The organism is Edwardsiella piscicida (assembly GCF_021733145.1).
Classification (GTDB): Bacteria; Pseudomonadota; Gammaproteobacteria; order Enterobacterales; family Enterobacteriaceae; genus Edwardsiella; species Edwardsiella piscicida.
Genome location: NZ_CP090968.1, coordinates 791,740 through 817,715, shown reverse-complemented (window position 1 = coordinate 817,715; position 25,976 = coordinate 791,740). Strand labels below are relative to the sequence as shown.

Here is a 25,976-nt window from a genome sequence, read left to right as displayed (position 1 = left end):
GCGCTGTGCAGCGGCCGACGCGTACCGCGCCGCCCCAGGGGGGATGCCGCTGCCGGAGCTGGATTAGAAATCCATCAGCTCTTTTTCTTTATCAGCCAGCGCCGCATCGATCTTTTTGATCATCAGATCGGTGATCTTCTGGATCTCGTCCTGAGACTTGCGATCTTCGTCTTCGCTGATCTCTTTGTCTTTCAGCAGCGCCTTCACCTTATCGTTGGCGTCGCGGCGTACGTTACGCACGGAAACGCGGCCAGATTCGGCTTCAGAGCGTACCAGCTTGATCAGATCCTTACGGCGCTCTTCCGTCAACGGCGGCAGCGGAACGCGGATCACGGTGCCGGCAGAGGCGGGATTCAGGCCCAGATCGGAGGTCAGGATAGCTTTTTCGATCGCCCCAGACATGCTGCGATCGAATACGGTCAAGGCCAGCGTACGGGAGTCTTCCGCAACGATGTTGGCCAGCTGACGCAGCGGGGTAGCGGTGCCGTAGTACTCAACCTGAATGCCATCGAGCAGGTTAGGATGCGCACGGCCGGTGCGGATTTTGCTGATATTGCCCTTGAATGACTCGACGCATTTGTCCATGCGCGTTTCGGCATCTTTTCTGATTTCGTTGATCACGTTGCGAACCCTTGAAAACGGTGGTTGTGGTTAGTAGAGTGAATTGTGCACCAAAGGCCAAGCGTTTTTCAATGCGGCCTGCGCAATACGACAGCCGGACGTGCCGACTGTCCCGCACGCACGCAGCGCATTATTTGGTGATCAGCGTACCTTCTTGTTCGCCCATCACTACGCGACGCAGCGCACCCGGCTTGTTCATGTTAAACACGCGGATCGGTAGGTTATGATCGCGCGCCAGAGTGAAGGCGGCCAGATCCATCACCTTCAGCTCTTTCTCCAAAACATCCTGATAATTCAGCTGTTCGTACAGCGTGGCGTCCGGATTTTTCATCGGATCGGCAGAGTAAACGCCGTCCACCTTCGTCGCCTTCAGCACGACGTCGGCTTCGATCTCGATCCCGCGCAGACAGGCAGCGGAGTCGGTGGTAAAGAACGGATTGCCGGTGCCGGCGGAGAAAATCACGACGCGGTTGTTGCGCAGCAGGCTGATCGCCTCCGCCCAGCTGTAGTTGTCGCATACGCCGTTCAGCGGAATGGCCGACATCAGGCGAGCGTTGACATAGGCGCGGTGCAGCGCATCGCGCATCGCCAGGCCGTTCATCACCGTCGCCAGCATCCCCATGTGGTCGCCGACCACGCGGTTCATCCCCGCCTGCGCCAGACCGGCGCCGCGGAACAGGTTGCCGCCGCCAATCACCACGCCCACCTGCACGCCTAATTCAACCAGCTCTTTGACCTCCTGCGCCATGCGGTCCAGCACGCTCGCATCGATGCCAAAACCTTCTGAGCCTTGCAGAGCTTCGCCGCTCAGCTTAAGCAGGATACGCTGGTAAACGGGTTTGGAATTGGTAGCCATGGTGTTTGAGTCCTAAGAAACAGTCAATTAATTAGTCGGAGGTATTTCAATGTACGGTCTGCGCCCCTGACCGCTCATTGAAGTAAGTCTGGCCGGATAAAACAGAACCGCCTCGCGGCGGCTCTGTAGTCAAAGGGGATTAGGCCCCTTTAGACATCGCGGCAACTTCTGCTGCGAAGTCAGTTTCTACTTTCTCGATGCCTTCGCCTACTTCGAAGCGGATAAAGCCGGTCACGTTAGCGTTGTGCTCTTTCAGCAGCTGGCCAACGGTCTTGCTCGGATCCATAACGAAGCTCTGACCGGTCAGAGAGACTTCACCGGTGAACTTACGCATACGGCCTTCAACCATCTTCTCAGCGATTTCGCGCGGCTTGCCAGACTGCATGGCGATGTCCAGCTGGATCTGGTGCTCGTGAGCAACCACGTCTGCCGGTACGTCTTCCGGCTTAACGTATTCCGGCTTGCTGGCGGCGATGTGCATGGCGATGTGCTTGATCAGCTCTTCGTCAGCGCCGGTAGCAGCAACCATAACGCCGATGCGCGCGCCGTGGCTGTAGGTGCCCAGCAGGTCGCCGGTCAGTTCAGACACGCGACGGATGTTGATGTTTTCACCGATTTTGGCAACCAGCTGAGTACGCTGTTCTTCGAACTTCGCTTTCAGGGTGTCGATATCGATGATTTTGTCAGCCAGGGCTGCGGCGGCAACTTCATCAGCGAACGCTTTGAAGCCAGCGTCTTTGGCAACGAAGTCGGTTTCGCAGTTCATCTCAACGATGACGCCATATTTACCGTCAGCGGCAACCTTGGTCAGGATCACGCCTTCAGCGGCAACACGGCCGGCTTTCTTGGCCGCTTTGGCCTGGCCGGATTTACGCATGTTGTCGATGGCCAGCTCGATGTCGCCGTTAGCTTCAACCAGTGCCTTTTTACATTCCATCATGCCTGCGCCGGTACGCTCACGCAGTTCTTTTACCAGGGAAGCGGTAATTTCAGCCATTGTATTTTCCTCGGTTATCTCGCCCAGAGGGAGCCTCTGCGCAAGACGATTGTTCTAGAGATGACATCTTTGCGGGATAGACCACAAAGAAAGGGGGCCATGATAGGCCCCCTAACCAACATATGAATACCGGTTAATAAGGGCTCCTGCGAGCTGTCCTTATTACTCGGCTTCAGCCATGGTTTCTTCAGCCTGGGCAACCAGATCCTGAGAACGGCCTTCACGCACGGCTTCAGCCACGGCGCTCAGGTACAGGGTCACAGCGCGGATAGCGTCATCGTTACCCGGGATAACGAAGTCAACGCCGTCCGGATCGGAGTTGGTATCAACGATAGAGAATACCGGGATACCCAGGTTGTTGGCTTCTTTGATGGCGATGTGTTCGTGATCGGCATCGATAACGAACAGCGCGTCCGGCAGACCGCCCATATCTTTGATACCACCCAGGCTGTTTTCCAGCTTGCCCAGCTCGCGGGTGCGCATCAGAGCTTCTTTCTTGGTCAGTTTGTCGAAGGTGCCATCCTGAGACTGAGTTTCCAGATCTTTCAGACGCTTGATGGACTGACGAACGGTTTTCCAGTTGGTCAGCATACCGCCCAGCCAGCGATGGTTCACATAGAACTGATCGCAGTTCAGGGCAGCGTCTTTTACCGCTTCGCTTGCTGCGCGCTTGGTACCAACGAACAGGATCTTGCCCTTACGGGACGCGATCTTGCTCAGCTCAGCCAGAGCGTCGTTGAACATCGGTACGGTTTTTTCAAGGTTGATGATGTGAACCTTGTTACGAGCACCGAAGATGAACGGCTTCATTTTCGGGTTCCAGTAACGGGTCTGGTGACCGAAGTGAACACCAGCCTTGAGCATATCGCGCATGGAAACAGTTGCCATGATTAGACCTCTATAAAAATTGGGGTTATGCCTCCACGTATCCCATGACGCCGACCACCGCACGCATTCGCGTCCGACGGCACCCCGGCACATGTGCCGATACGTGTGTGTTGTTTATGCAAATAACACAAAGTGAGATTTACAGCCTCCGCGTACGCCTTGCAGACATACGGGAACTGCGGCGCGCTTTATACCATAAACACGCGATAGACTCCACCTTTTGTTGCATTTTGAGCCAGCCCCCCTGCTGCCATTTGGCAGGGCGTAGCGGGACTGTTACCATAGAAGACATTGCTTCTCATTGTCGCTGCGGCGACGTCCGTGGACAGAATACCTATGGCTATTGCACTGAAAACACCACAAGACATCGAAAAAATGCGCATCGCTGGCCGCCTGGCCGCCGAGGTGCTGGAAATGATCGCCCCGCACGTGGTGCCCGGCGTCACCACCGGCGAGCTGGATCGCCTGTGCGATGCGTACATCACACAGCAACAGCACGCCATCTCCGCCTGCCTGGGCTATCACGGCTACCCGAAGTCCGTCTGCATTTCGGTCAATGAGGTGGTCTGCCACGGTATTCCAAGCGACGATAAGGCGCTTAAAGACGGCGATATCGTCAATATCGACGTCACCGTGATCAAAGACGGCTGGCACGGCGATACCTCCAAAATGTTTATCGTCGGTAAGCCGACAATCCTCGGCGAGCGCCTGTGCCGCATCACCCAGGAGAGCCTGTATCTGGCGCTGAAGATGGTCAAACCGGGCATCCGCCTGCGCAGCATCGGCAAGGCCATTCAGAAGTTCGTTGAAGAGAACGGCTTCTCCGTGGTGCGCGAGTACTGCGGCCACGGCATTGGCGAGGTCTTCCACGAAGAGCCGCAGGTGCTGCACTACGATGCCGACGACGGCGGCGTGGTGCTGCAGGCGGGCATGACGTTCACCATTGAACCGATGGTCAACGCCGGTGACTACCGCATCCGCCTGATGAAGGACGGCTGGACGGTAAAAACCAAGGATCGCAGCTTGTCCGCGCAGTACGAGCATACTATCGTTGTCACAGACAATGGCTGCGAGATCCTGACGCTGCGCGAAGAAGAGCATGATTTACCGCGGGTGATCGCCCACGACATGAGCGCCCAGTGAGTGCGCGCCCGCCCCTGCGGGGGCGTCTCACTGCAGCACGCAGATAACCTAGGCCGGCTTATGCCGGCTTTTTTATCAATGGACTGCCTATGGCCGAGTTATCGCACGGCGAACCGGACGCCCTGCCGCCCGTATCGCCGGACACCCTCCCCGCCGACGCGCTGACCTGCGCCGGGCTAAAGCCCCACATGGAGCAGCTGCGTCGCTGGCTGGATCACGCCTTTCGCCGCGGCGAAAGCGCCGAGTCGCTGGTTGCCGCCCGTACCCACTATATCGACCGTCTGCTGGTGCGCCTGTGGCGCAGCTACGGCTTCGACACCCAGCCCGGCCTGGCGCTGATCGCCGTCGGCGGCTATGGCCGCGCGGAGCTGCACCCGCTATCGGACATCGACCTGCTGCTGCTCAGCGCCGAACCGCTGGCGCCAGCGCAGGAGGCGCAGCTTGGCGCGCTCATAACCCTGCTATGGGACCTGCGTCTGGAGGTCGGCCACAGCGTCCGTACCCTGGCGCAGTGCCTGAGCGAGGGGCTGGCCGATCTGACCGTCGCCACCAACCTGATCGAATCCCGCCTGCTGAGCGGCGACGTCGCCCTGTTTCTCCAGTTACAAAAACAGCTATTCAGCGACGACTTCTGGCCCTCGCCGCGCTTTTACCACGCCAAGGTGAACGAACAGCGCGAGCGCCACCAGCGCTATCACGGCACCAGCTATAATCTGGAGCCAGACATCAAGGCCAGCCCCGGTGGCCTGCGTGATATTCACACCCTGCTGTGGGTAGCCCATCGCCACTTTGGCGCCACCTCCCTCGATGAGATGGTCGGCTTCGGCTACCTGACGAGCGCCGAGCGCGACGAGCTGAACGAATGCCGCAGCTTCCTGTGGCGCATCCGCTTCGCCCTGCATCTGGTGGTCAACCGCTACGACAACCGCCTACTGTTCGATCGCCAGCTCAGCGTCGCCCACCTGCTGGGCTATCAGGGCGAAGGCAACGCGCCTATCGAAAAGATGATGAAAGAGTTTTACCGCATGACCCGGCGGGTGCGTGAGCTGAACCAGATGCTGCTACAGCTGTTCGATGAGGCGATCCTCGCGCTGGACACCCGGGAAAAACCACGCATTCTCGACGACTACTTCCAGCTGCGCGGCCCCCTGATCGATCTGCGCGATCCGGACACCTTCAGCCACGATCCGGTAATTATTCTGCGATTGTTCTACGCCATGGCGCGCAATCCGGAGATCGAGGGCATCTACTCCACCACGCTGCGTCAGCTGCGCTACGCGCGCCGCCATCTGAAGCAGCCGCTGTGCGCCCTGCCCGAGGCGCGCAGCCTGTTCATGGCGATCCTACGCCACCCCGGCGCGGTGCGACGCGCGCTGCTGCCCATGCACCATCACAGCGTACTGTGGGCCTATATGCCGCAGTGGGGGAAGATCGTCGGCCAGATGCAGTTTGATCTGTTCCACGCCTACACCGTGGACGAGCACACCATGCGGGTTCTGCTCAAGCTGGAGAGCTTTGCCGATCGGGATAACCACGGGCGCCACCCGCTGTGCGTCGAGCTCTACCCGCGCCTGCCGCAGCCGGAGCTGCTGCTGCTCGCCGCCCTGTTCCACGATATCGCCAAAGGGCGCGGCGGTGACCACTCCCTGCTCGGCGCCGACGACGTGCTGGAGTTTGCCCGTCTGCACGGCCTTAACACGCGCGAAACCCAGCTGGTGGCCTGGCTGGTACGCTGCCATCTGCTGATGTCGGTCACCGCTCAGCGCCGCGACATTCAGGATCCCGAGGTCATTCGCCACTTCTGTGCGGAGGTGCACAGCGAAACCCGGCTGCGCTATCTGATCTGCCTGACGGTCGCCGACATCTGCGCGACCAACGAAAACCTGTGGAACAGCTGGAAGCAGAGCCTGCTACGCGAGCTGTTCTTCGCCAGCGAAAAACAGCTGCGCCGCGGTATGCACAGCAGCCCGGACATGCGCGAGCGGGTACGCCATCACCGGCTGCAGGCGCTGGCGCTGCTGCGGATGGACAACATCGACGAACCGGGGCTGATGCGGCTGTGGGGCCGCTGCCGCGCGGACTACTTCCTGCGCCATACGCCCAGCCAACTGGCGTGGCACGCCCGCCACCTGCTGCGCCACCGCGGCGACGGCCCCCTGGTGCTGGTCAGTCAGCATGCCACCCGCGGCGGTACCGAAATCTTCATCTACAGCCCCGATCGGCCTTACCTGTTTGCCGCCGTCGCCGGTGAGCTGGATCGACGCAATCTCAGCGTACACGACGCCCAGATCTTCACCAATCGCGATAACTATGCCATGGACACCTTCGTGGTGCTGGAGCCAGACGGCAGCCCGCTGGCGCCAGATCGCCACGACACCATCCGCCAGGCGCTGGAGCATGCGCTGACGCAGCCGCACTATCACCCGCCGCGTGCGCGCCGCGCGCCGGCGCGTCTACGCCACTTCAGCGTTCCGACGGAGGTCAGCTTTCTGCCAGCCCATAACGCCCGGCGCAGCTACATGGAGCTCGTCGCGCTCGATCGTCCGGGGCTGCTGGCCCATATCGGCGAGATCTTTGCCGAAATGGGCCTCTCGCTGCACGGCGCCCGCATTACCACCATTGGCGAGCGGGTCGAGGATCTGTTTATTCTGGCCGACGGCGAACGGCGCGCATTAACGCCTGAAATGCAGCGGGAGCTGGCGCAACGGTTGACAGAAACCCTGCTTAGCGCCGATAAAGGGTAGATTTTTTTACGCACCCGCCGCGCCAGATCCGGCGCCGGCGGAACGGTTGATATTACGAGGGGAATATAGACAGGATGCAGCAGTTACAGACAGTTATCGAAAACGCCTTTGAGCGCCGCGCCGAGATCACCCCGGCCAACGCCGACAGCATCACCCGTGAAGCCGTCAGCCAGGTCATCGCCCTGCTCGACAGCGGCGCCCTGCGCGTTGCAGAAAAAATTAACGGCGAGTGGGTCACCCACCAGTGGCTGAAGAAGGCGGTGCTGCTCTCTTTCCGCATTAACGACAACCGCCTGATGGAAGGCGCAGAAACCCGTTTCTACGACAAAGTGCCGATGAAGTTCGCCGACTATGACGAAGCCCGCTTCCAGCGCGAGGGCTTCCGCGTCGTACCGCCGGCCTCCGTTCGCCAGGGGGCCTTCATCGCCCGCAATACCGTACTGATGCCCTCCTACGTCAACATTGGCGCCTACGTTGACGAAGGCACCATGGTCGATACCTGGGCCACCGTCGGCTCCTGCGCCCAGATCGGTAAAAACGTTCACCTCTCCGGCGGCGTCGGCATCGGCGGCGTACTGGAGCCGCTGCAGGCCAACCCGACCATCATCGAAGATAACTGCTTCATCGGCGCCCGCTCTGAAGTGGTCGAAGGGGTTATCGTGGAAGAGGGCTCGGTTATCTCGATGGGGGTCTTTATCGGACAGAGCACCAAGATCTATGACCGTGAAACCGGCGAGGTTCACTACGGTCGTGTACCGGCCGGCTCCGTGGTCGTCTCCGGCAACCTCCCCTCTAAACGCGGCGACTACAGCCTGTACTGCGCGGTTATCGTCAAGAAAGTGGATGCCAAGACGCTCGGCAAGGTCGGCATCAACGAGCTGCTGCGCACCATCGACTAAGCCCCATTCTCCCAGCCGCTCGGCCTAGCGCCGGGCGGCCGCTCGCCACCGCACCGCGACGCCTTTACCGCATTACCGCATTACCGCATTACCGCATTACCGCATTACCGCAGAGCCGGTGATAACGCTCGCCTCGCACGGGGTCAATAACGTCGCCGCCGCACGTCCGGCCGCTACGCCATCGCCATCGCCATCGCCCATCGCCCATCGCCCATCGCCCATCGCCCCTCCAGCATAAAGTCAATATCGTCTCTCCGCGCGTCCGGCCGAAATAGAGCGCATCCGCATAATATAAACTTTCTGTGATAATCACTGCGCCCAAAAACACCATGTTACATTTACATAACACAGCGTTAATTCCCCTTATTCACGCTGTTTAAGTTCCACGCATTAATACATCACAGATAATTTATAAATCACAGGAGTGAAGCCATGAAACATAATAAAAAAATATTATTAACGGCACTGATGCCATTCTGCTTTTTTCTGCAAAACGCCGCGGCCCACGAAGGACATTCCCATACGGACGGCGCACCGTCAGTGGCAGAGCAGCCGAAGGCAGGCCAGGATGATAACCATTGCCCCTGTCATCCTCACGAGAAGCAAGATGACGCCATGCCACTCATGGAAGAGATAGCGAAATAATCGTTACTCTCGCATCCACTGCGCCAAGCAGATCGACACAGCACCGGTGAATCCGTATGAAACATATATATAACCTCTTTCTTGCGAGCCTATTTACGCCATTATTTTATCTGCCGGCCGCCTGGGCGCAGTCGGGAGGCCATCCCCATACCGCCACCCCGCATGCGCATTATCAGGATGACCCCGCGTTTATTACCAAGATGGATAAAATCATGGTCGAGATGCACCAGGGAATGAGCGAGGTTGCACTGACGGGCAATAAAGATATTGACTTCATGATAATGATGATACCCCATCACCAGGGAGCCATTGATATGTCCAGGCTTATTCTGGAAACCTCGCAGGATAAAGAAGTGCAGAATATGGCGCTCTCCATTATCACGGAGCAAGAGAATGAAATCGCCATTATGAATCAATTAATCAAGGAAAAGAAAAATGCGCACTAGCACTCTGCTCTGGATATTATCCTGCACGGCGTTCAACGCCCAGGCTGCCGATGTAGTCTACTCCGCCAACCAAAATGACAATACGGTATCCGTGATCGATGCAGATACCGCACAGAAAATTGGCGATATTCGGCTAGGATACCCCGCCGGCGATAAACGCCTGTACAGCCCGCTGTATAATGGTGAAATTAACGTACACGGTTTATCCTACGCGCCGCAGAGAAAAGAGCTGTCCATCGTCTCCACCGTCACGAATTCGGTCGTTCGTATCGACACGGACAGCGGCCGACGGATCGATACCCTCTATGTCGGTCGCAATCCCCATGAGCCTCGCTATACCTATGATGAAAAAGAGATCTGGGTGACGGTGCGCGGTGAAAACCACATTTCGGTCATCGACAGCGACAGCGGCAAAGAGAAGCAGCGTATCGAGCTGGCGTCGGGACCGGGGATGGTCGCCTTCAGCCACGACGATCGCTATGCCTATATCAGCTCCAGCTTCGATAACCACTTCTGGATCGTGGACAGAGCCAGCAAAGCGGTGGTCAAAACGCTCACGCTGGCGTCCCACTTCTCCCCCTTCATCAACACGATCCCCGACGGGAGCGAAGTGTGGGTCGACCATAAAGATATTGGTAAAATCACGCGTATCAGCACCCGAACACATGAGATCATCGAAACCTTTGCCACGGGGAAAATCAGCAATCACATCGGTTTTGCCAACGGTAAGGCGTATGTGACGGTTGGGGGAGAGAACGCCGTATACGTTTACGATTACAGTAACAATAAGGCGAAGCTGCTCAAGAAGATCGCGGCAGAAACCCTGCCGCATGGTATCTGGGCCAGCGCCCAAGGAGACAAGGTCTTCTTCGTCAACGAGGTCAGCGATACCCTGCAGGTGATCGATCCCGTCAGCGATACCATTACCGCTAAAACGGCCGTTGGAGCCCTACCGCAGGCGCTCGTGTACGCCGCCAACGCCACGGGTAATATCGCAACCCTCCGTCAAAATATCGCCACGGAGCCTGCCTTTCGCGGCCCTCGCCGCTAAATACGGTGGTGCCCGCGCCTGGGCACCCCTCTCTTCCGCCGTCCCACGGCGTAAAAGAGCGCAATAATCCCTCTTGTATCACAGGCAAAATGGTTCACCGCATGTATACTTTCACCGCCCTTACCTGCTTTGCTATTTATTAAAAAACGACCACTCACCGCCGCGGCCGTATTCATTCCGCCAGGAACCTTCGCTGGCGAAGTCGACGCGTTAACGCATGAAAGGTGCCACTATGTATGACAACCTGAAAAGCCTGGGGATTACCCAACCGGAAGAGATCGATCGCTATAGCCTGCGTCAGGAGGCTAACAACGACATTCTGAAAATTTACTTCCGCAAGGATAAGGGCGAATTCTTTGCCAAGAGCGTGAAGTTTAAATACCCACGCCAGCGTAAAACGATTCTGAGTGACAATGACAGCCAGGGGGTGCGGGAGATCAGCGAGATCAGCCCCAATCTGCGCTATGTCATCGAGGAGCTGGATCGCCTGTGCCTGCGCGATCGTCAGGAGGAGGATCTGAAGCGCAAAATCTTGGACGATCTGCGCCATCTGGAGAGCGTGGTCGCCAATAAGATCGCCGAGATCGAGGCCGATCTGGAGAAACTCACCGGTAAATAGCGCCGCCGCCGCGCGGCGACAGCGTACAGCGTTTACTCGCCTAAGCGCTGTGCCCAGGCGCTGACCCACGGAGAGGTGACCGTTTCCGGCTCCGGCGCCTGCTGGGCATCCACCTCGAGCAGTTCGCCCAGGCGGGTCGCCCCCTGCGCCTGCAGCAGCGCATCAAACTGATGTCCGGCGCCGCAGAAATGGGCAAAGCCGCTGTCGCCCAGCGCGATCAGCCCATAGCGTAGCGCCGTCTGCTGCCCTACCCCATCGCGCAGCGCCGTAAACAGCGGCGCCAGCGTATCCGGCAGGTCGCCTTGCCCGGTGGTCGACGTCACGACCAGGATATGCTGCTGGGCATAGCGCTGCCAGTCGGCCAGCGTCCCCTCCTCAAACAGCGTCACCTGGTGCCCCTGCTGCTGCAGAATGGCCTGCGCCTCTTCCGCCACCATCAGCGCGTTACCGTATACGGTTCCCACAAAAATGCCCACTTGCGCCATTGCCCACTCCTTCTGTCAGGCCTCTTGGCCGGTCTCTGTCTCATCCGCTCTATCCTGAGGGCAATCGGGCATAAACTCAACCCGATCAAGTTCAGGGAGATAGGCTTGCCAACCCAGTCCGTCCATCAGCTCCTGCCAGCGCAGATCCAGGCCGGCCCGCAGGCACAGCGCCTCACCGCTCACCGGGTGCGTCAGGCGCAGTTCGCTGGCGTGCAGCATTAAACCGGGCGTGCCAAAGTGGGCAGCGACGCCGCGATTCTGGCGCAGGTCGCCGTGTGCGGTATCGCCGATGATCGGGTGGCGCAGGTGCGCCATGTGGCGACGCAGCTGGTGCTTGCGCCCGGTCTGCGGCATCAGCTCGACCAGGCTAAAGCGTGACGTCGGGTAACGGCCAATGGCCAGCGGCACCTCCGCCGTCGCCAGCCCACGGTAGTGGGTCTGCGCCGGCTGCGGAGCGCGATCGGGAGAGCGGAAACGATCGGCGATCTTATCCAGCTCCGGCGTCAACGGGTAGTCGAGCAGCGCCTCCCCCTGCAGATAGCCGCGGACCACCGCATGGTAGACTTTATGGATCTGATGCTGTTCGAACTGCTGGGCCAGCGCGCGCGCCACCTCGCTCGACAGCCCCAGCAGCAGCACCCCGGAGGTCGGCCGATCCAGGCGATGAACGGTATAGACATGGCGCCCGAGCATATCGCGCACCGTCTGCATCACTACCACCTTCTCTTTGCGATCCAGCCAGCTGCGGTGAACCAACCACCCGGCAGGCTTATTGATTGCCACCAGATGCTCATCCTGATAAATAATTTCCATCCCGATACCCGACAAAAAGAAAAAACGCAGCACCTTACAGCATAACCCGCCGGTGGCGCAATCTGGCGCGCAGCGCGGCGGTTTCCCCGACTACTGCGGATCGCCGCCGAGATGCCGATCCAGACGCTGCAGCGCCGCCAGCAGCGGAGCCACCCGCGCCAGATCCTGCGGGTAAGCCATCTCGATATAGGGGGCGATCGCCATCCGCTGCGGCAGGGGTGCTCTGCAGAGCAGCAGAGCGTGCATGCGCGGTAAAAAGACCCACTGCAGCCATTCGGCCGCCTCCAGGGTATCGACGCAGAACGGCTCCTGGCTTGCCAGGGCGTCGGCGGCGGGCGCCTGCACCTGCCACAGAGACAGCGCACGCATCTGGGCTTCGATCTGCTGTAAATGGCCGTGTACGATGGCGTAATCACTCATGACGGACTCTCTTACGGTCTAATGGGAAAATCGCGCCAGCATACCACCGAGGGCACCGCGCCCAAACCGGGCGGGAGAACGCGGACGCAAAAAAGAGGGGGTGCTGCCATGCAGCACCCCCTGATTCGTTTTATAGCAGTCCCGCTACACAACGTGCTCCCTGCTCATCCGTGAAAACTTTTCCCTGCGGATTTCCTTTTCCGGACACTCCATTGCCTGCGTCCTGTTCGCCATCCGGGCGATATCCCTCAGTCATCCTGACACACCGGCCATCCAAACCGGCTCTCAGTCTCCTTCCTGGAGGTGTCCCTTATTTCATCCTGAAATATCCTGACCGACGTCCTGCGGTACATCCTTTCGCCCATCCTGGGCGGGTCCTCGCCTCATCCTGAGACTACATCATCCTGATGTGTCCTTAATCCGGCGACATCCCTTTCGATGTGTTTACTTTCGCCGATTTTCGCAGGTTTAGCAATGGGGATATTGTCTTACATATGTGATACTTACGTAATCTTTGAATTTTAATATCATGATAACTATCGAATTTACTACGGCGCTTCGCAAAATAATCAGATAATAAAACGAGATCTCTCACAGTGCGTGTAAGAGATCTCTCACACGCCGAGCCGCCGTTACCCTACTTCCTGCGCCAGTGGCTGCAACTCCGCCAGGAACTCGGTCAGCGTCTGCGCCAGCACCCGCCGCTGCGGGCTGCCAAACTGCTCAAGCAAGACGCTACCGCTCAGGTTGCACAGCGTCACCATGCTCAGCTCATCCGCCGTGCTGGCCAGAAACAGGGTCGGCGACAGCTTCAGACGACGCTGAGTGACCAAATGGCCTATCTGGTTCTCCTGCAGGCGCTGCAGGTCATCCTCGCTCCAAACCTGCACCAGATCCATCTCGATCTCGTTCCAGCGCGCGCGCATATCGCCGGCGTACTGGGTGGTAAAAAACGGCGCCAACGACGGGTGCAGCTGGATATCCAGTGCCCGGCCAATGCCCTCCAGATCCTCCCCGCGCCCCGGCTCGGGACGCCAGAACACGCAGTCGTCGCGACTGTAAACCACGCAGGGGGACGGAATACCGTACAGCGCATGGCTGGCCGGCCAGTCGCCGTGCTGCTGCTGCCACTGCGCCACATAGCGCTGAGTAAATTCACGCAGGGCGGCGGAAACCTGATGCTCCATAATATTCTCTCTGTCTCTTGAGGCTGCATCCCATCACGCGCCGTCGCATCGGCGCAGCGCAGAAGACCCACGCCCACAGTTACGGGATACCGCCTGGCGGTGGTAAACTGCGGCAAGCGATGACCGGCCTCTGCGCCGGTTTCCCATTGTACCCTGCTGTCGCACCGCGCACAGCCGCTTTCACCACAGGTTAACCGTATGTCATACCAAGAGAACCCGGCGCTCACCTCCCTGACCCTGGGCAAGGCCACCGAATACCGCGACCAGTATGATGCCTCGCTGCTGCAGGCCGTACCGCGCAGCATGAACCGCGAACCGCTGGGGCTCTACCCCGACGCGCTGCCGTTCCACGGCGCCGATATCTGGACCCTGTATGAACTCTCCTGGCTCAACGCCAACGGCCTGCCGCAGGTCGCCCTGGCCGAGGTCGCGCTGGATGCCTACGGCGCCAATCTGATCGAATCAAAGAGCTTCAAGCTCTATCTCAACAGCTTTAACCAAACCCGTTTCGCCGACTGGGAAACGGTGCAGCGCACGCTACAGCGTGACCTGGCCCACTGTGCCCAGGGGGGGGTCAGCGTCACCCTGCTACGCCTGTCGCAGGTCGAAGGCCAGCCTATCGCCGCGCTCCCCGGCGAGTGCATTGACGACCAGCCCATCCGCATCGACAGCTACTGCTTCGACGCCACCCTGCTGGAAAACGCCGCCGATCCGGCGCGCCAGGTCGAAGAGACGTTGGTCAGCCATCTGCTGAAGTCCAACTGCCTGATAACCCATCAGCCCGACTGGGGCTCCGTGATGATCCGCTACCGCGGCGCAGCCATCAGCCGCGAGGCGCTGCTGCGCTATCTGGTCTCGTTCCGCCACCACAATGAGTTCCACGAGCAGTGCGTAGAGCGGATTTTCAACGATATTCAGCGTTTCTGCCGGCCAGAGGCGCTCAGCGTGTACGCCCGCTACACGCGGCGCGGCGGGCTGGATATCAACCCCTGGCGCAGCAACATCCCGTTTCAGCCGCCCCGCGGGCGCCTGGCGCGCCAATAGCCAATAGTTGCGGAGAGGCGTTGATTTTTGGCATTTTTCCCCGATAGTCTTGGCAAGACGCCAGCGCGCACGGTAAGGTGAAAACGACACGGCGCCGATGCGCGCCGCCCAGAGTAAGACGCCGGCCGCAGCAACGCCCACGGCGACGCGGTAACCGCATCGTTTAGATGCCTAGGAGAGATTTTGATTACACACATCAGCCCGTTGGGATCGATGGATCTGTTGTCACAGATGGAAGTGGACATGCTGAAGCGCACCGCCAGCAGCGACCTGTACCGCCTGTTCCGTAACTGCTCCCTTGCCGTGCTCAACTCCGGCGCAAAAACGGACAACAGCACTGAGCTGCTGTCTCGCTTTGAAACCTTTGATATCAACGTGCTACGCCGTGAACGCGGCGTCAAGCTGGAGCTGGTCAACCCGCCGGAGGAGGCCTTCGTCGACGGGCGTATCATCCGGGCCCTGCAGGCTAACCTGTTTGCGGTCCTGCGCGATATTCTGTTTGTTAACGGCCAACTGATGAGCGCCCAGCGCGCCCAGGCGCTGGATCTGGAAAACCCGACCATCATCACCAACCTGGTGTTTTCGATACTGCGCAACGCCCGCTCGCTGCACGTTGGCGATGAACCTAACATGATCGTCTGCTGGGGCGGCCACTCGATCAGTGAAATCGAATACCAGTATGGGCGCCAGGTCGGCAATCAGCTGGGGCTGCGCGAGCTGAACATCTGCACCGGCTGCGGACCCGGCGCCATGGAGGCGCCGATGAAGGGGGCCGCCGTCGGCCACGCCCAGCAGCGCTACCACGAGGGACGCTTCATCGGCATGACCGAACCCTCGATCATCGCCGCCGAACCGCCCAATCCGCTGGTCAATGAGCTCATCATCATGCCGGATATTGAAAAACGGCTGGAGGCCTTTGTCCGATTCGGTCACGGCATCATCATCTTCCCCGGCGGCGTAGGCACGGCGGAGGAGCTGCTGTACCTGCTGGGGATCCTGATGGATCCAGAAAACCGTAGCCAGGTGCTGCCGCTGATTCTGACCGGCCCGCAGGAGAGCGCCGACTATTTCCGCGTGCTGGATGACTTTATCGTCAATACGCTGGGCGAGCAGGCGCGCCGCCACTACCAGATTATCATTGACGATCCGGCCGAAGTGGCGCGGCGCATGAAGCTCGCCATGCCGCGGGTGAAAGAGAACCGGCGCCAGAGCGGCGACTTCTACAGCTTTAACTGGTCGCTGAAGATCAGCGCCGATCTGCAGATGCCGTTTGCGCCGACCCACGACAATATGGCCAACCTTAACCTGCACCCCAATCAGTCGCCGGAGCAGCTTGCCGCCGCCCTGCGCCGCGCCTTCTCCGGCATCGTTGCCGGCAACGTGAAAGAGGCGGGGATCCGCGCCATCGCCGAGCACGGGCCGTTTAAGCTGCACGGCGATCCGCAGATGATGCAGCACATGGACCGTCTGCTGCAGGGCTTTGTCGCCCAGCAGCGCATGAAGCTGCCCGGCTCGGCCTATGTGCCCTGCTACCAGATCGTCCGCTGAGTTTTTACTCCGGGGCGCGCCGCCGCCCCGCTAATCCGGTTAAATCGCTATGTCCATCCATCTGTTAATCGTCGATGCCCTCAATCTAATCCGCCGCATTCACGCCGTGCAGGGCTCTCCCTGCGGCGACGCCTGCGGCGCGGCGCTGCGCCAGCTGTTGGGTCATACCACGCCCAGCCACGCCGTCGCCGTGTTTGACCACGACGATCGCGCAGAGAGCTGGCGTCATCAGCTGCTCCCCGGCTATAAGGCCGGTCGTCAGGCGATGCCGGACGACCTAGCGCAGGAGATGGAGAGCCTGCGCGCCGCGTTTACCGCCCTGGGCGTCGCCTGCTGGCACAGCCCCGGCAACGAGGCGGACGATCTGGCCGCCACGCTGGCGCACAAAGTGGCGCAGAGCGGACATCGGGTGACGATCGTCTCGACCGACAAAGGCTACTGCCAGCTGCTCTCGCCGCAGATCCAAATCCGCGACTATTTTCAAAAGCGCTGGCTGGATCTGCCGTTTGTACAGCGCGAGTTTGGCGTAGCGCCGCAGCAGCTGACGGACTTCTGGGGGCTGGCGGGGATCGGCAGCAGCAAGATCCCCGGCGTCAGCGGCATCGGTGCCAAGACCGCCGCCGCGCTACTGAAGGAGTTCGGATCGCTGGAGACGCTCTACCAGCGCCTGGCGCAGGCGCCCGAACGCTGGCGTCAGCGCCTGACCGAGCAGCGGGAGATGGCGGAGATCTGCCGCCGCGTCGCAACGCTGCAGACCGACCTGGCGCTGCACGGCAATCTGCAGCAGCTGCGCCTGACCGGCCGAGCGTAGCCGCCGCCGAACGGCGGCGGCGCGGGGATTAATCGCGCTGTTCGCGGCGGCGGAACTCCCGCTCGTCGCGGCGACCGGGAATGGCGCCCCAGATGCGTCGAATGTGCACCGTCACCTCTTCGCGATCGTGATACAGCTGCTTGGCCGCAATCTGCGCATTGATGCCGTTCTCTTTCAGCACCTGCGCCAGCGTGGCCAAATTCTGGCTCACCTCTTCGTAGCGCTTCTTCATCGGTAGCTTCAGGTTGAAGATAGCCTCCCGACACCAGCCGTTGACCAGCCAGCGCGCCATCAATGCCGAAACCTTGGCCGGCTTCTCGACCATATCGCACACCAGCCAGTCGTTATCCCCCTCCGGCGTAAAGCGGAAGCCATCGGCGCGGTGATGGGTCACCTGCCCGGTATCCATCAGGCTCGGCGCCATCGGGCCATTGTCGATGGCCTGCACCATCATGCTGCGCTGCACCAGCTGATAGGTCCAGCCGCCGGGGCAAGCCCCCAGATCGACGGCGCGCATGCCGCTGCCCAGACGCTCATCCCACTCATCGGCGGGAATAAAGACGTGGAATGCCTCCTCCAGCTTGAGGGTAGAGCGACTGGGGGCGTCGGCAGGAAATTTCAGGCGCGGGATCCCCATGTAAAACGGCGAGTTATTATCGCTATACGAGTAGCCGACATAGCAGCAGCCCGGCGCAATAAACAGCACGTGCACCACCGGACGATAGGGGTTCTCCTGGCGCAGCAGAGTACGCTGCTCGCGCAGCGCCGCGCGCAGCGGCACGGTGAACTTGCGGCAGAACTTCAGCAGCTCTTTGCTTTCGTTGGTGTCCGGCACCTCGACGCGCAGCTCACCGCCGCCATCGACAACCCCCAGCAGCATGCCGCAGATCGGCGCGATGCGATCCTCCGGCGGCAAATCCTTCAGCAGCTCGCCGACCACCAGCATCTGACGGGCAAAGATCAGCTCTCGGAACGGCAGCTTGCGCGCCAGTTTGTCTGCATCCTCCGGCTGATAGCACTCGAACAGCACGTAGCCGCTGTTCTCTTTCACCCGGGCAAAACCGTACACCTCAAGGGCCGCCGCCTTATCGGTGATCTCCGCCGCACACTCTTTCTCAAAGCCAGGACGGCAATACAAAGCAAGTCTATTCATGGCGTTCCGCCCTCTTTCCCATGCGCATCGCGCCAATCAACATCAATACCCAGCCAATCAGGAAGCAGGTGCCGCCGATCGGTGTGATATACACCCAAATTTTAAGCTGCGATAGCGCCAGACAGTAAAGACTGCCGCTGAACAGCACGGTTCCCAGCGCCAGCAGGGCGCTGCTCCAGTAAAACCACAGATTGCTGCGACGCAGCATCAGCGCCGCCAGGCCCAGGATCGCCAGCGTATGCACCGCCTGGTACTGCAGACCGGTATGCAGCCAGGCCATCTCTTTGGCCCCCAGCGTATTACTCAAAACGTGGGCGCCAAATGCGCCCAGCGCCACAAAGATAAAACCGCTAATCGCGGCGAACAAAATCATGGAACGGCTACTCATTACGCGACCTTTTCACTCTTTTTCCTGACGCACGCCGGCGCCATCCGATTCATAGCGGAAGCGGAATTTCTCCTGCTCACCAGCGGCTCTGGCCAGTATCCACTGGCGAAAAGCGGCTATTTTACCCAAATCTGCCTGCGCGTCTTGGCAAACCAGATAAAAGGCGTTTTTACTGATCAGGACGTCATTGAACGGGCAGACCAGGCGCCCGGCCTCGATCTCCGTCTGCGCCATCACATTATTGACCAGCGCAATCCCCTGGCCGTGTACGGCGGCCTGCACCACCATCGCACTGTGGCTGAAGATCGGCCCCTGCTGCACGTTGATGTGCTGCAGGCCGAGCTGTCGAGTATAGGCCAGCCAATCGCGGCGCGACGTGTCGTGCAGCAGCGTATGATAAGCCAGATCGGCCGGATCTTTTAGCGGATGTTCCCCCAGCAGCAGCTGCGGCGAACAGACCGGCATCAGATATTCGGCATACAGTCGCTCGACCCGCAGCCCCGGCCAGTGGCCGCGGCCATAGAAGATGGCGACGTCGACGTCGTCCGCCAGCTTACCCTCCTCACGATCCACCGCCTGAATACGCACGTCGATGCCGGGATAGGCGCTATTGAAGCCGGAGAGCCGCGGCACCAGCCACTGAATAGCGAAGCTCGGCGGCAGGCTAACGGTCAGCGCCCCCTTGGCGCTCCGCGCCTGCAGCTTGCGCGTCGCGTCGTTCAGCGCAGAAAAGATCTCTTTAATATCCAGATAATAGCTCTGCCCTTCCTCCGTCAGCAGCAGCGAGCGGTTGCGGCGGCGGAACAGCTTCAGCCCCAGAAAATCCTCCAACGATTTGATCTGATGGCTGACCGCCGCCTGCGTCACAAACAGCTCCTCGGCGGCCTTGGTAAAACTCAGATGTCTGGCGGCGGCATCAAAGACGCGCAGCGCATTCAGAGGCGGTAATCGTTTCGACATATCGGGTCACTTATTATCAAATGGTTACCCACGGTTAACCGGATGTTTACACATTAGTTTTTTTTATCCGAGCCATTATAATTTGTCCGTTGAGGATAGGCCAGCAAATACCTATAGTGGCGACACTTCCCAGGCCGGAACGAAAAAGCAGGAATGACTCTTTTCAGGAATGCTTTTGGCTTTGTGGTTGTGATGTTGTGTTTGCAAGTTGTCTGACACCTTTCAGACGTGGTAGCGGCGTGAGCCCCTGCCGTTTTTCACTTCCTGTACATTTACCCTGTCTGTCCATAGTGATTTAGTAGCACCGCCCGTTGCGGTGCTTTTTTTTCGACGCCGCCGCGCGGAAAAGCCCATACAATCGCTTCATCATCGCCCGTTACCAGTTTAAAATGCCCGCCATTAAGGCCCGCGCGCCGGTCCGCTCAACGCGGGCCGCGGTAAATTGTGAGCCCGCTCTCGGATTAATCTTATTAATCCTGAAGCCGGTTTACCTCCCGTTTCCGCGCCGTATTACAGAGATCCCGCCTATGACGTTTGACTTTATGGCGCTGCGCCGCGACTTCCCCGCGCTGGGAGCGGACAGCGTTTACCTGGACAGCGCCGCCACCGCCCTGAAACCGCGGGCGGTGCTGGAGGCCATCCAAGCCTATTACACCGGCCACGGCGCCACGGTGCACCGCAGCCAGCATGCGGCGGCTCGACGCCTTACCGAGCGCTTTGAGAGCGCCCGGCGTCAGACGGCGGCGCTGATCGGGGCCGATGAGCATGAAATTATCTGGAGCAAAGGCGCGACCGAATCGATCAACCTGGTCGCCCAGAGCTACCTGCGGCCGCGCCTGCGCCCCGGCGATCGGATCCTGGTCAGCGAGGCCGAACACCATGCGAATCTGATCCCATGGCTGATGGTTGCCGAGCAGTGCCAGGCTCAGGTCGTCCGCCTACCGGTCGATGCGCGCGGCCTGCCGGATCTCGCCCAGCTTCCGGCCCTGCTCGAATCGCGCCCACGCCTGCTGGCCCTGGGGCAAATGTCTAACGTCACCGGCGGCTGCCCGGATCTGGCGCAGGCGATCGCCCAGGCGCACGCCTGCGGCTGCGTCGTTATGGTCGACGGTGCGCAGGGGGTGGTACACCACCCCCTTGACGTGCACGCCGCCGACGCCGATTTCTACGCCTTCTCAGCCCATAAGCTGTATGGTCCCTGCGGGCTGGGCGTGCTGTACGGCAAACGCGCGCTGCTGGAGGAGATGCACGCCTGGCAGGGCGGCGGGAAGATGTTGACCCACGCCGACTTTAACGGCTTTGCCGAACAGGCCGTGCCGCACCGCTTCGAGGCGGGTACCCCCAACATTGCCGGGGTGCTCGGCTTTGCCGCCGCCCTTGACTGGCTGGCAGAGATCGACCGCCCCGCCGCCGAGCGTCACTGCGTCGCGCTGGCGCAGCAGGCGGAGGCGGCGCTGAGCCTGCTGCCCGGCTTTATCAGCTATCGGGCACCCGACAGCGCGCTGCTGGCGTTTAACTTTACCGGGATCCACCACAGCGATCTCAATACCCTGATCGCCGAGCAGGGCGTCGCGCTGCGCAGCGGCGCACACTGCGCGGCACCGCTGATGCAGGCCCTTGGCGTCAGCGGCACGCTGCGCGCCGCCTTCGCCCCCTACAATACCCCCGCCGATGTCCAGGCGCTGGTGCAGGCCGTCGGCCGCGCCGTTTCACTGCTTAACGAGGATCCGCTATGAAGGCACCGCACCCCTTTGGCCGTCAAATCACCGCGCAGACCCTGCGTCAGCGCTTTGCCGGACTGACGCAGTGGGAAGATCGCTACCGCCAGATTATCCTGCTAGCGCGCGAGCTGCCGCCGCTGGATGACACGCTGCGCTGCCCGCAGGCGGAGCTCGCAGGCTGTGAAAACCGGGTCTGGCTGGACGGAGAGCAGCGGGAAGATGGCACCCTGCATCTGTACGGCGACAGCGAAGGGCGCATCGTCAAGGGACTGCTGGCGATCCTGTTGACCGCCGTCGAAGGGAAAACGCCCGCTCAGGTGCTGGAGAGCGATCCGCTGGCGCTGTTTGGCGAACTCAACATCATGGCGCAGCTGAGCGCCTCGCGCAGCAGTGGGCTACAGGCCCTGGCGCAGGGCGTTACGGCGATTGCGCGCCGCTACGCCGACGCGGCGCGCTGAGCGCGGCGAGCCAGCAGTTTCTTCAGCGCATGGGAGACCGCCACAAAGCCAAAGCTGGCGGTCACCATCGTCACTGAGCCAAACCCGGCGCTGCAGTCCATGCGCTTCGGCCCCTCGGCGGTGCTACGCTGCGCGCAGACGCTGCCGTCCGGCTGCGGATAGACCAGCGCCTCGCTGGAGAAGACACAGTCGATGCCCAGCTTTCCCCGGCTGTTCTTCACGATGCGATGATCCGCCTTCAGGCGTTCACGCAGCTTGGCCGCCAGCGGATCCTGAATAGTCTTGGCCAGATCGGCCACCTCAATGCGCGTCGGATCGATCTGCCCCCCGGCGCCGCCGGTGGTCACCAGCGGGATCTTATTACGCCGGCAGTGCGCCAGCAGCGCCGCCTTGGGTCGTACGCTATCAATAGCATCGATCACATAGTCGAAGCGGCCATCGATCAGCGCGGCCACGTTATCCGGGGTAATAAAGTCATCCACGCAGGTCACCCGGCACTCGGGGTTAATCTCCCGGATCCGTGCGGCCAGCGCCTCGCCTTTAGGCTGCCCGACGGTGCTGCGCAGGGCCTGAATCTGCCGGTTGGTATTGGTCACGCAGACATCATCCATATCGATCAGCGTAAGGGCGCCGATCCCGCTACGCGCCAGCGCCTCTACGGCCCAGGAGCCAACGCCGCCCAGGCCAATGACACAGAAGTGGGCGCCGGCGAACGCCTCTAGCGCCGGGCGGCCATACAGGCGCGCAATCCCGCTGAAGCGTTGCCAATAGGCGTCAGAAAATGGTGCAGTCATGGGAAGTCCCCTATCAAGCGTGAAAACTGCCGGGCAGTATAGGGGATAGCGAGAAAAACAAAAGGGGCACGCATGCCCCTCGTGTCCCCTATCCCGCGCGCCTCAGTTACGTACCAGCATCTGCCCGCCGTCGTGGCTAGCGCGCTGCGGGTGATAGGCGTTAAACAGCGGCGCGCCGCTCTGCGGCGTTTTCAGCAGCCAGACCCGGCCATAGTGATTGTAGTAGCCAGCCCAGTGCCCGGCCTCCGGGCCGATCCCCTGATAAATGTCAAAATGCTGTCCCTTGATAGCGCCGCCCACGTCCAGCGCCACCATCAGGCGCATCTGGTAGCGCCCGGTGAATTTTCCCTGCGCGTTGAGCTGCGGTACTTCGGCCAGCAGCACCGATCCCGCCGGGATCAGCGAGCGGTCCGACGCCACGGAGGCCTTGGCGATCAGCGGCACGCCGCTGGCGCCTTTTACCGGTGCAAACTGCTCCGGCTTAAAGAAGACAAACGAGGGATTCTGCTCCAGCAGCTCACGCACCTCTGCGCGGCTGTGGCCATCGGCCCACTGACGGATCGCCTGCATCGACATATCCGCCTTGGCCACTTCGCCGCGATCGATCAGCACCTTGCCAATGCTGTGGTAGGCATGGCCATTTTTACCGGCGTAGCCAAAAAAGGTCAGGGGCTGGCCGTCGCCAAAGTCGACGTAGCCGCTGCCCTGCACCTCCATCATAAAGTTGTCCATCAGCGAGTTACTGTAGGCGATCTCCAGGCCGCGGTTATCCAGGGCGCCATCGTAGATAGCCGAGCGCGCCGGCAGGCGGCCTCGCTTATGCGGCATGCGGTACAGCGGATACTGAAACGCCCCCTGGGGCTGGCTACGCGCCTCCACCACCGGCGTGTAATACCCGGTAAACTGCACGTTGCCAAAGTTATCTACGCCCTCCATCTGGTAGGCGTTCAGGCCAAACTGCGCGAGTTTACGGGTATCGGCCCCGGCCATCAGCCATTCGGTCACCGCCTCAAAATTACCGACGTGACGGCCATACAACGACGGCGAGGCCTGACGGATAGCGTCCACCTGCTCCACGAAGTCTTTGCCGTTAACCGGCTTCCCCTTGGCATTCGGATGGTTAACCAGCGCCAACGGCTGGTTCAGGGTGCCATCTTTATACTGCTGACCGCGATCCGTCGGCCGGGAGGAGCACCCGGCCATCAGCGCCACCAATAACCCACATACCGCGTATTTTCCCCAACGCCCTTTCATCTCTCGCCTTCTTCTTTTGCAATCGGTTACCACCGGCGAACCATAACAAACCCCTATCGTGAAAGGAATTAGAGCGAATAAAAAAATCACCCACACCCATATCATGATTAAAATTAAATCAAGATGATGAATATTCCCGCGAACACACTGCGGATCGGTGATGTTTGTCAAAAAAATCTTGCATCCCGCCAGATGGCGTGTATTATTCGCCCTCATCGGACGCGGGGTGGAGCAGCCTGGTAGCTCGTCGGGCTCATAACCCGAAGGTCGTCGGTTCAAATCCGGCCCCCGCAACCAATCCGATGCGCAGTACACAATATGATGGTAGTATGACGGACGCGGGGTGGAGCAGCCTGGTAGCTCGTCGGGCTCATAACCCGAAGGTCGTCGGTTCAAATCCGGCCCCCGCAACCAATTGTGTACAGCAGACAATATGATAGCAGTATGACGGACGCGGGGTGGAGCAGCCTGGTAGCTCGTCGGGCTCATAACCCGAAGGTCGTCGGTTCAAATCCGGCCCCCGCAACCAATTTCGTCATCGACAATAAACACCTTAACGGGTGTTTTTTTGTTTTTATCGTCCGCATCCGGCCCGCGGTCGGTGGCGCTTACGCCCGTTCCAACCGCTTCGCCGTCAACGCTTCGCCAGCTGCGCTCCGCTGGCAAAATAGGCCTTAATCCCCGCCAGAATCGACTCGGCCACCTGCTGCTGAAATGCGCTGGTGCGCAGACGCCGCTCCTCTTCCACGTTGCTGATAAACGCCGTCTCCACCAGAATCGACGGAATATCCGGTGCCTTCAGCACCGCAAAACCGGCCTGATCGACGCGATTCTTATGCAGCTTGTTGACCCGCCCCAAACGGTCGAGCACCTCGCGGCCGAACTTCAGGCTGTCGTTGATGGTCGCCGTCTGCATCAGATCGAATATGGTGTGGTCCAGATACTGATCGCCGCTGCGGCTCACCCCGCCAATCTCATCCGACTCGTTCTGCGTCTGCGCCAGATAGCGCGCGGCGGTGCTGGTCGCCCCCTTGGTGGACAGCGCAAAGACCGACGAACCGCGCACCGTCCGGCTGGTGAACGCATCGGCGTGAATGGAGATAAACAGATCGGCGCGCTGACGGCGCGCCTTGGCCACCCGCACCTTAAGCGGAATAAACACATCCTCATAGCGGGTCATATACACCCGCATATTCGGCTGACGCTTAATCAGCGCGCTGAGGCGATGGGCTATCTTCAGCACGATGTCTTTCTCCCGGGTCCGGTTTTTACCGATGGCTCCGGGATCTTCGCCGCCGTGGCCGGGATCGAGCATAATGACGATGGGCCTGTCGCGCCCGGCCTTGCCCTTCTGCGGCCCGGCCTTCGGCAGGGAGCGCTCCAGATCCCCCTTGTTATAATCTTCCAGCAGCGCCAGCAGCGGGTCATCCTCATCGTCCGCCCGCGCGGTGGGGGAACCGGCGACCGGGTAGAGATCCACCACCAGGCGGTTCTTAAATTCGGCGACCGGCGACAGGGTAAACACCTTCGGGCTGACGTTCTGCTTCAGCTCCAGCACCAGGCGCACCGTATCCTGATCAAACTGGCCGACACGGGCATGCTTCAGATAGGGATCGCCCCCCTGCACCTGATGGCCGATCCCTTTCAGGACGCTGTTGAGATGCACCCCCTGAATATCCACCACGATACGATCGGGGCTGCTGAGCGCAAACTGCTTATATTTGAGCGGATGGCTCGACTCCAGCGTGACCCGGGTATAGGTCGACGACGGCCATACACGCACGGCGATCACCTGTGCGGACGCCGCGAAGCCGACGCGGCTGACGCTAAGGAACCAAGTGGCCGCGGCAGCCTGCAATAGGCGGCGGCGCGTTAGGCTATGGTTGGAATCTGTCATGTAACCCCAGGGAACAACGCTGAAATACCCGCTCCGGCACCCCGGCGCCGGGAAAAGACGGGCAAAACTTTAGCGAAACCGTCTGGGGATGTCATTAGAAAATCTGAATAGAGATTTAACAATCTATGTCCTTA

26 protein-coding genes and 3 tRNA genes are annotated in these 25,976 nt (G+C 60.3%); 15 read left to right on the top strand and 14 right to left on the bottom strand.

Annotated elements, in window-relative coordinates:
* Positions 1-63 precede the first annotated feature (63 nt).
* The 4 genes from frr to rpsB form a co-directional block, all read right to left on the bottom strand.
* Positions 64-621 carry a ribosome recycling factor gene (frr, locus tag L1P05_RS03665; protein WP_012847609.1) on the bottom strand — a complete coding sequence of 186 codons (558 nt, stop codon included), beginning with the start codon at positions 619-621 and terminating at the stop codon, positions 64-66.
* 130 nt (positions 622-751) lie between these two features.
* Complete coding sequence (pyrH, locus tag L1P05_RS03660; RefSeq protein ID WP_012847608.1) at positions 752-1,477, bottom strand: UMP kinase; 726 nt, start codon at positions 1,475-1,477, stop codon at positions 752-754.
* A 139-nt stretch (positions 1,478-1,616) separates the two neighbouring features.
* Entirely contained in the window at positions 1,617-2,474 is an 858-nt protein-coding gene (gene tsf, locus L1P05_RS03655) for a translation elongation factor Ts (protein ID WP_012847607.1), read from the bottom strand.
* Positions 2,475-2,636: 162 nt separating this feature from the next.
* The gene (gene rpsB / locus L1P05_RS03650) at positions 2,637-3,362 is read right to left on the bottom strand and encodes a 30S ribosomal protein S2 (RefSeq protein ID WP_015461006.1); all 726 of its coding nucleotides are present in this window, start codon (positions 3,360-3,362) and stop codon (positions 2,637-2,639) included.
* A 336-nt stretch (positions 3,363-3,698) separates the two neighbouring features.
* Here rpsB and map point away from each other — a divergent pair, with 336 nt between their 5' ends.
* The 7 genes from map to L1P05_RS03615 all read left to right on the top strand — a co-directional run bounded on the left by map (position 3,699) and on the right by L1P05_RS03615 (position 10,909).
* Positions 3,699-4,505: a type I methionyl aminopeptidase gene (map, locus tag L1P05_RS03645; RefSeq protein WP_012847605.1), complete on the top strand. Its 807-nt coding sequence runs from the start codon at positions 3,699-3,701 to the stop codon at positions 4,503-4,505.
* A gap of 89 nt (positions 4,506-4,594) precedes the next feature.
* Positions 4,595-7,249: a bifunctional uridylyltransferase/uridylyl-removing protein GlnD gene (glnD, locus tag L1P05_RS03640; protein WP_012847604.1), complete on the top strand. Its 2,655-nt coding sequence runs from the start codon at positions 4,595-4,597 to the stop codon at positions 7,247-7,249.
* 74 nt (positions 7,250-7,323) lie between these two features.
* Positions 7,324-8,148: a 2,3,4,5-tetrahydropyridine-2,6-dicarboxylate N-succinyltransferase gene (dapD, locus tag L1P05_RS03635; protein WP_012847603.1), complete on the top strand. Its 825-nt coding sequence runs from the start codon at positions 7,324-7,326 to the stop codon at positions 8,146-8,148.
* A 432-nt stretch (positions 8,149-8,580) separates the two neighbouring features.
* Entirely contained in the window at positions 8,581-8,793 is a 213-nt protein-coding gene (locus L1P05_RS03630; RefSeq protein WP_012847601.1) for a hypothetical protein, read from the top strand.
* Positions 8,794-8,849: 56 nt separating this feature from the next.
* Positions 8,850-9,239, top strand: coding sequence for a DUF305 domain-containing protein (locus L1P05_RS03625; protein WP_012847600.1), 390 nt, complete (start codon positions 8,850-8,852; stop codon positions 9,237-9,239).
* Positions 9,229-10,290, top strand: a complete 1,062-nt coding sequence (locus L1P05_RS03620) for a YncE family protein (RefSeq protein WP_012847599.1) — start codon at positions 9,229-9,231, stop codon at positions 10,288-10,290. The genes L1P05_RS03625 and L1P05_RS03620 overlap by 11 nt, the downstream gene beginning before the upstream one ends.
* A 232-nt stretch (positions 10,291-10,522) precedes the next feature.
* Entirely contained in the window at positions 10,523-10,909 is a 387-nt protein-coding gene (locus tag L1P05_RS03615) for a DUF3461 family protein (protein ID WP_012847598.1), read from the top strand.
* 32 nt (positions 10,910-10,941) lie between these two features.
* Here the strand turns inward: L1P05_RS03615 and L1P05_RS03610 are convergent, their stop codons facing one another.
* The 4 genes from L1P05_RS03610 to syd all read right to left on the bottom strand — a co-directional run bounded on the left by L1P05_RS03610 (position 10,942) and on the right by syd (position 13,814).
* The gene (locus tag L1P05_RS03610) at positions 10,942-11,394 is read right to left on the bottom strand and encodes a flavodoxin (RefSeq protein WP_012847597.1); all 453 of its coding nucleotides are present in this window, start codon (positions 11,392-11,394) and stop codon (positions 10,942-10,944) included.
* A gap of 15 nt (positions 11,395-11,409) precedes the next feature.
* Complete coding sequence (truC, locus tag L1P05_RS03605) at positions 11,410-12,207, bottom strand: tRNA pseudouridine(65) synthase TruC (RefSeq protein ID WP_041692573.1); 798 nt, start codon at positions 12,205-12,207, stop codon at positions 11,410-11,412.
* 90 nt (positions 12,208-12,297) lie between these two features.
* Entirely contained in the window at positions 12,298-12,627 is a 330-nt protein-coding gene (locus L1P05_RS03600; protein WP_012847595.1) for a YqcC family protein, read from the bottom strand.
* Positions 12,628-13,259: 632 nt separating this feature from the next.
* Entirely contained in the window at positions 13,260-13,814 is a 555-nt protein-coding gene (gene syd / locus L1P05_RS03595) for a SecY-interacting protein (protein WP_012847594.1), read from the bottom strand.
* A gap of 198 nt (positions 13,815-14,012) precedes the next feature.
* Between syd and queF the strand changes: the two genes are divergently transcribed.
* The 3 genes from queF (at position 14,013) to xni (ending at position 17,217) form a co-directional block, all read left to right on the top strand.
* A complete protein-coding gene (gene queF, locus L1P05_RS03590; RefSeq protein WP_012847593.1) occupies positions 14,013-14,858 on the top strand; it encodes an NADPH-dependent 7-cyano-7-deazaguanine reductase QueF in 846 nt (281 codons plus the stop codon).
* A gap of 183 nt (positions 14,859-15,041) precedes the next feature.
* Positions 15,042-16,406: a nucleotide 5'-monophosphate nucleosidase PpnN gene (ppnN, locus tag L1P05_RS03585; protein ID WP_012847592.1), complete on the top strand. Its 1,365-nt coding sequence runs from the start codon at positions 15,042-15,044 to the stop codon at positions 16,404-16,406.
* A 49-nt stretch (positions 16,407-16,455) separates the two neighbouring features.
* On the top strand, positions 16,456-17,217 hold the full coding sequence (gene xni, locus L1P05_RS03580) for a flap endonuclease Xni (RefSeq protein WP_012847591.1): 762 nt from the start codon (positions 16,456-16,458) through the stop codon (positions 17,215-17,217).
* Positions 17,218-17,245: 28 nt separating this feature from the next.
* Here the strand turns inward: xni and rlmM are convergent, their stop codons facing one another.
* The 3 genes from rlmM to L1P05_RS03565 are packed head-to-tail and all read right to left on the bottom strand — an operon-like array spanning position 17,246 to position 19,718.
* Positions 17,246-18,370, bottom strand: a complete 1,125-nt coding sequence (gene rlmM, locus L1P05_RS03575) for a 23S rRNA (cytidine(2498)-2'-O)-methyltransferase RlmM (RefSeq protein ID WP_034168545.1) — start codon at positions 18,368-18,370, stop codon at positions 17,246-17,248.
* On the bottom strand, positions 18,363-18,758 hold the full coding sequence (locus L1P05_RS03570; RefSeq protein WP_015460996.1) for a DUF423 domain-containing protein: 396 nt from the start codon (positions 18,756-18,758) through the stop codon (positions 18,363-18,365). The genes rlmM and L1P05_RS03570 overlap by 8 nt, the downstream gene beginning before the upstream one ends.
* A 12-nt stretch (positions 18,759-18,770) precedes the next feature.
* On the bottom strand, positions 18,771-19,718 hold the full coding sequence (locus L1P05_RS03565) for a transcriptional regulator GcvA (RefSeq protein ID WP_012847588.1): 948 nt from the start codon (positions 19,716-19,718) through the stop codon (positions 18,771-18,773).
* A gap of 527 nt (positions 19,719-20,245) precedes the next feature.
* Here L1P05_RS03565 and csdA point away from each other — a divergent pair.
* Both csdA and csdE read left to right on the top strand, forming a co-directional pair.
* Entirely contained in the window at positions 20,246-21,454 is a 1,209-nt protein-coding gene (gene csdA, locus L1P05_RS03560) for a cysteine desulfurase CsdA (RefSeq protein WP_012847587.1), read from the top strand.
* Positions 21,451-21,897 carry a cysteine desulfurase sulfur acceptor subunit CsdE gene (gene csdE / locus L1P05_RS03555; protein WP_012847586.1) on the top strand — a complete coding sequence of 149 codons (447 nt, stop codon included), beginning with the start codon at positions 21,451-21,453 and terminating at the stop codon, positions 21,895-21,897. The genes csdA and csdE overlap by 4 nt, the downstream gene beginning before the upstream one ends.
* Here the strand turns inward: csdE and tcdA are convergent.
* Together tcdA and mltA are read right to left on the bottom strand one after the other, a co-directional pair.
* Positions 21,876-22,691 carry a tRNA cyclic N6-threonylcarbamoyladenosine(37) synthase TcdA gene (gene tcdA, locus L1P05_RS03550; RefSeq protein ID WP_012847585.1) on the bottom strand — a complete coding sequence of 272 codons (816 nt, stop codon included), beginning with the start codon at positions 22,689-22,691 and terminating at the stop codon, positions 21,876-21,878. The genes csdE and tcdA overlap by 22 nt on opposite strands.
* 102 nt (positions 22,692-22,793) lie before the next feature.
* Positions 22,794-23,945, bottom strand: coding sequence for a murein transglycosylase A (mltA, locus tag L1P05_RS03545; protein WP_012847584.1), 1,152 nt, complete (start codon positions 23,943-23,945; stop codon positions 22,794-22,796).
* 220 nt (positions 23,946-24,165) lie between these two features.
* Between mltA and L1P05_RS03540 the strand changes: the two genes are divergently transcribed.
* The 3 genes from L1P05_RS03540 to L1P05_RS03530 all read left to right on the top strand — a co-directional run bounded on the left by L1P05_RS03540 (position 24,166) and on the right by L1P05_RS03530 (position 24,474).
* Positions 24,166-24,242 (top strand) — tRNA-Met (locus L1P05_RS03540).
* 40 nt (positions 24,243-24,282) lie between these two features.
* A tRNA-Met gene (locus L1P05_RS03535) sits at positions 24,283-24,359 on the top strand.
* 38 nt (positions 24,360-24,397) lie between these two features.
* Positions 24,398-24,474, top strand: a tRNA-Met gene (locus L1P05_RS03530).
* 105 nt (positions 24,475-24,579) lie between these two features.
* Here L1P05_RS03530 and amiC read toward each other — a convergent pair.
* On the bottom strand, positions 24,580-25,842 hold the full coding sequence (gene amiC / locus L1P05_RS03525) for an N-acetylmuramoyl-L-alanine amidase AmiC (RefSeq protein ID WP_015460994.1): 1,263 nt from the start codon (positions 25,840-25,842) through the stop codon (positions 24,580-24,582).
* Between the last annotated feature and the right edge of the window lie 134 nt (positions 25,843-25,976).

What these genes read in the sequence shown, in the direction of transcription:
- rlmM (WP_034168545.1), bottom strand. Translation starts at nt 18,370, where the DNA reads ATGAATAGACTTGCTTTGTATTGCCGTCCTGGCTTTGAGAAAGAGTGT.
- L1P05_RS03600 (WP_012847595.1), bottom strand. Translation starts at nt 12,627, where the DNA reads ATGAGTGATTACGCCATCGTACACGGCCATTTACAGCAGATCGAAGCC.
- amiC (WP_015460994.1), bottom strand. Translation starts at nt 25,842, where the DNA reads ATGACAGATTCCAACCATAGCCTAACGCGCCGCCGCCTATTGCAGGCT.
- csdE (WP_012847586.1), top strand. Translation starts at nt 21,451, where the DNA reads ATGAAGGCACCGCACCCCTTTGGCCGTCAAATCACCGCGCAGACCCTG.
- queF (WP_012847593.1), top strand. Translation starts at nt 14,013, where the DNA reads ATGTCATACCAAGAGAACCCGGCGCTCACCTCCCTGACCCTGGGCAAG.
- tsf (WP_012847607.1), bottom strand. Translation starts at nt 2,474, where the DNA reads ATGGCTGAAATTACCGCTTCCCTGGTAAAAGAACTGCGTGAGCGTACC.
- glnD (WP_012847604.1), top strand. Translation starts at nt 4,595, where the DNA reads ATGGCCGAGTTATCGCACGGCGAACCGGACGCCCTGCCGCCCGTATCG.
- syd (WP_012847594.1), bottom strand. Translation starts at nt 13,814, where the DNA reads ATGGAGCATCAGGTTTCCGCCGCCCTGCGTGAATTTACTCAGCGCTAT.
- L1P05_RS03610 (WP_012847597.1), bottom strand. Translation starts at nt 11,394, where the DNA reads ATGGCGCAAGTGGGCATTTTTGTGGGAACCGTATACGGTAACGCGCTG.
- mltA (WP_012847584.1), bottom strand. Translation starts at nt 23,945, where the DNA reads ATGAAAGGGCGTTGGGGAAAATACGCGGTATGTGGGTTATTGGTGGCG.
- tcdA (WP_012847585.1), bottom strand. Translation starts at nt 22,691, where the DNA reads ATGACTGCACCATTTTCTGACGCCTATTGGCAACGCTTCAGCGGGATT.
- pyrH (WP_012847608.1), bottom strand. Translation starts at nt 1,477, where the DNA reads ATGGCTACCAATTCCAAACCCGTTTACCAGCGTATCCTGCTTAAGCTG.
- L1P05_RS03615 (WP_012847598.1), top strand. Translation starts at nt 10,523, where the DNA reads ATGTATGACAACCTGAAAAGCCTGGGGATTACCCAACCGGAAGAGATC.
- csdA (WP_012847587.1), top strand. Translation starts at nt 20,246, where the DNA reads ATGACGTTTGACTTTATGGCGCTGCGCCGCGACTTCCCCGCGCTGGGA.
- truC (WP_041692573.1), bottom strand. Translation starts at nt 12,207, where the DNA reads ATGGAAATTATTTATCAGGATGAGCATCTGGTGGCAATCAATAAGCCT.
- L1P05_RS03565 (WP_012847588.1), bottom strand. Translation starts at nt 19,718, where the DNA reads ATGTCGAAACGATTACCGCCTCTGAATGCGCTGCGCGTCTTTGATGCC.
- L1P05_RS03630 (WP_012847601.1), top strand. Translation starts at nt 8,581, where the DNA reads ATGAAACATAATAAAAAAATATTATTAACGGCACTGATGCCATTCTGC.
- rpsB (WP_015461006.1), bottom strand. Translation starts at nt 3,362, where the DNA reads ATGGCAACTGTTTCCATGCGCGATATGCTCAAGGCTGGTGTTCACTTC.
- L1P05_RS03620 (WP_012847599.1), top strand. Translation starts at nt 9,229, where the DNA reads ATGCGCACTAGCACTCTGCTCTGGATATTATCCTGCACGGCGTTCAAC.
- map (WP_012847605.1), top strand. Translation starts at nt 3,699, where the DNA reads ATGGCTATTGCACTGAAAACACCACAAGACATCGAAAAAATGCGCATC.
- xni (WP_012847591.1), top strand. Translation starts at nt 16,456, where the DNA reads ATGTCCATCCATCTGTTAATCGTCGATGCCCTCAATCTAATCCGCCGC.
- L1P05_RS03625 (WP_012847600.1), top strand. Translation starts at nt 8,850, where the DNA reads ATGAAACATATATATAACCTCTTTCTTGCGAGCCTATTTACGCCATTA.
- L1P05_RS03570 (WP_015460996.1), bottom strand. Translation starts at nt 18,758, where the DNA reads ATGAGTAGCCGTTCCATGATTTTGTTCGCCGCGATTAGCGGTTTTATC.
- dapD (WP_012847603.1), top strand. Translation starts at nt 7,324, where the DNA reads ATGCAGCAGTTACAGACAGTTATCGAAAACGCCTTTGAGCGCCGCGCC.